Annotated in this window: 1 protein-coding gene; it reads left to right on the top strand. The window is 75.9% G+C overall.

Annotated elements, in window-relative coordinates; translation table 11 throughout:
- Positions 1–105 precede the first annotated feature (105 nt).
- Positions 106–3,171, top strand: a complete 3,066-nt coding sequence (locus tag ACFU6K_RS34755; protein ID WP_380669958.1) for an AAA family ATPase — start codon at positions 106–108, stop codon at positions 3,169–3,171.
- The last annotated feature ends 89 nt before the right edge of the window (positions 3,172–3,260 follow it).

The raw sequence follows: 3,260 nt of genomic DNA, 5'->3' as shown, positions 1-3,260 counted from the left end.
CTGCGAGTGAGCGTCTCCCCCTCCGGGCGTTCGGGACCTTCGACCCGTTCGCCAGGGGAGATAACCCCTCGGCCGGGCCCCACCGGCTATGGCATGCTCGCCTCCATGCAGCACACATCGGTCAGCCCCGTCTTCGTCGGCCGCGGAAGCGAGATCACCGAGCTGACCGACGCGCTGCGCCGCGCGGGCACCGGCAGCCCGCAGTCCGTCCTGATCGGCGGCGAGGCGGGGGTCGGCAAGACCCGGCTGCTGGAGGAGTTCCTGGAGCGGGCCGCCGCCCAGGGGGCGGTCACCTCGCTCGGCAGCTGTCTGGAGGTCGGCGCCGAGGGCCTGCCGTACGCGCCGCTGGCCGCCGCGCTGCGCCGGCTGCACCGCTCGCTGGGCGCCGAACTGGAGGCCGCCGCGGCCGGCAGCGAGGGCCATCTCGCCCTGCTGCTCTCCGAGTTCGGCGAGGTGGACGGCGAACCCAACGACGAGTACAGCCGGGCCCGGCTGTTCGAGCACACCGCGAGGCTGTTCGAACGGCTCGGCGCGGAGCGTACCCTCGTCCTCGCCGTCGAGGACCTGCACTGGTCCGACCGCTCCACCCGCGAGCTGCTCGCCTTCCTGGTGCGCACCCTGCACCGCTCCCGGGTGCTGCTGGTCGCCACCTACCGCAGCGACGACCTGCACCGCCGGCACCCGCTGCGCCCCTTCCTGGCCGAGCTCGAACGGCTGCGCACCGTCCAGCGGCTGGAGCTGGCGCGGTTCGACCGCCGCGAGGTGGCCGCCCAGCTGGCCGGCATCCTCGGCACCACCGTCCCCGACCGCCAGCTGGTGGACCGCATCCACCGCCGGTCGGAGGGGAACCCGTTCTTCGTCGAGGAGCTGGCCACCGCCTTCGAGGACGGCTTCGGCGCCGGGCTGACCGACTCGCTGCGGGACATCCTGCTGGTGCGGGTCGAGGGCCTGGACGAGGAGGCCCAGCGGGTGGTGCGGATCGCCGCCGAGGGCGGCTCGCACGTCGAACACGCCCTGCTGGCCGCCGTCCTGGACGACGACGAGGAGGCGCTGATCGAGGCGCTGCGGGCGGCCGTCGGCGCCAACATCCTGCGCCCGGACAGCGAGGGCGAGGGCTACCGCTTCCGCCACGCGCTGGTCCGCGAGGCGGTCTCGGACGACCTGCTGCCCGGCGAACGGCACCGGATCAACCGCAAGTTCGCGCTCGCCGTGGAGGCCCAGCCGCAGCTGGTCCCCGGTGACGCGCTGGCCGCCCGGCTGGCCAACTACTGGTACCACGCGCACGATCCGGCCCGCGCCCTGCCGACGGCCCTGGACGCCGCCCGCGCGGCCCGCCGCCGCAACGCCTTCGCCGAGCAGCTCGGCATGCTGGAACGGGCCCTGGAGCTGTGGGACCTGGTCTCCGAGGAGGTGCTGGCGCACACCCTGCGCCCGTACGACTGGGCCGAGACCTACCCGCCCGGCTCCTGCGACCACAGCACCGCGGACGGGGACTGCGACCGGATCCAGCTGGTCGACGTCCTGGCCGAGGCGGTGGTCGCGGCCCGGCGCTGCGGCGACCGCGAGCGCGGCCTGAGCCTGGCCAAGCGCGGGCTGCGGCTGGTCGACGAGGCCGAACACCCGGTGCGCGCGGCCTGGTTCCGGATCAACCGGGCCCGGATGCTGGGCAGCCTGCGCCGATCCGGCGACGAGGAGGAGATCGCGAACGCGCTGCGGCTGGTGGAGCACCTGCCGCCGACCGCGGTCCAGGCCGAGGTGCTCGCGCTCGGCGCCGGGACGGCGATGCTCAAGAAGCCCACCCCCGCGGCGATCGAACTGGCCGAGCGGGCGATCCGGATCGCCGAGGAGGTGGGCGCGCACTCGGTCGAGGTGCACGCCCGGATGACCCTCGGCGGCCTGCGCTACGACGTGCAGGGCGACGCCGAGGGCGGGCTGGCCGAGCTCGCCGGGGCGGTCGAACGGGCCCGCCGGCTGGGCGTGCCCGACCTGCTGCTGCGCGGCATCAACAACCTGGCCAGCATGCAGCGCGGACTGGGACACCCGGAGGACGCGGTCCGACTGGCCCGGGAGGGCCTGGAGTACGCGAACGGCAACGGCCTGCTGCGCAACATCGGCGCCATCCTGACCGGCAACCTGGTCGAGGCGCTCGCCGACCTCGGGCGGGCCCGGGAGGCCAACGAGGTGCTGGTCGGCTACGAGGCGGCCAGTCCGACCGGCACCCACGCCGAGTTCCTGGACCGGATGCGCGGCGAACTCGCCCTGCTCAAGGGGGACCTGGCCACCGCGGGCACCATGCTGGCGCAGGCCCGGTCGGCCAACCGGGTCGGCCAGGTCCAGCACAGCGTGCCGATCAGCCGGCTGGCGCTGCGGCTCGCGGCGCTCGGCGGCCGGCCGCTGGAGGCCCGGGCCGAACTGCTCGCCGCGCTGGAGGAGGACGGCCGGCTCGGCCACGAGTCCGACGTCTACCCGCTGCTGGCCGAGGCCGCCGCGGTGGAGGCGGACAGCCGGGGCCTGCCGCAGGCCGAGGCCGGCCGGCCCGGGGCGCTGGCCGCGATCGCCGCGGCCGCCGCCGAACTGCGGCCCCGGGCACCGCTGCACCACGGCTGGGCCCGACTGCTGGAGGCCGAACTGGCCCGCGCCGAGGGCGCGGACACCCCGCAGGGGTGGGCCGCCGCCGTCGAGGCGCTGCGCCCGACCGGCCTGCCGTTCCCGCTGGCGCTCGCCCTGCTGCGGGCCGGCGAGGCCGAGGTGCAGGCCGGACGGCGCGAGGCCGCCGCCGAACTGCTGCGCGAGGCGGCCGAACTGGCGGCCGCCCGGAGTGACCGGCTGCTCGGCGGCCAGATCGCCGCGCTGGCCGAGCGGGCCGGGCTGAGCCTCGCCCCGGCGGAGCGGACGGCCGGGAGGGCGGCCGGGCAGGCGGCCGCGGTGCCGGCCCAGGCCGCCGGGGACTCCTTCAACCTCACCCCCCGGGAGCGGGACGTGCTCCGACTGCTCGCGCGCGGCTGGACCAACCGGCAGATCGCCGAGGAGCTGTACATCTCTCCGAAGACCGCGAGCGTGCACGTCTCCAACATCCTCGGCAAGCTCGGGGTCGGCGGCCGGGGCGAGGCGGCCGCACTGGCGCACCGGCTGCGGCTGTTCCCGGAGGACCTGGCCCCCTCGGGCCACTGAGCAGGGCTCCACTGAGCAGGGCCCTACTGAACAGGCCCCACTGAACAGGTTTCCACTGAACAGGGCTCCACGACGGACCCGGACCGGCT

Source organism: Kitasatospora sp. NPDC057512 (assembly GCF_042802135.1).
Classification (GTDB): Bacteria; Actinomycetota; Actinomycetes; order Streptomycetales; family Streptomycetaceae; genus Kitasatospora.
The sequence above is the reverse complement of the archived record's forward strand: the minus strand, read 5'-3'. Positions and strand labels throughout refer to the sequence as shown.

What these genes read in the sequence shown, in the direction of transcription:
- ACFU6K_RS34755 (WP_380669958.1), top strand. Translation starts at nt 106, where the DNA reads ATGCAGCACACATCGGTCAGCCCCGTCTTCGTCGGCCGCGGAAGCGAG.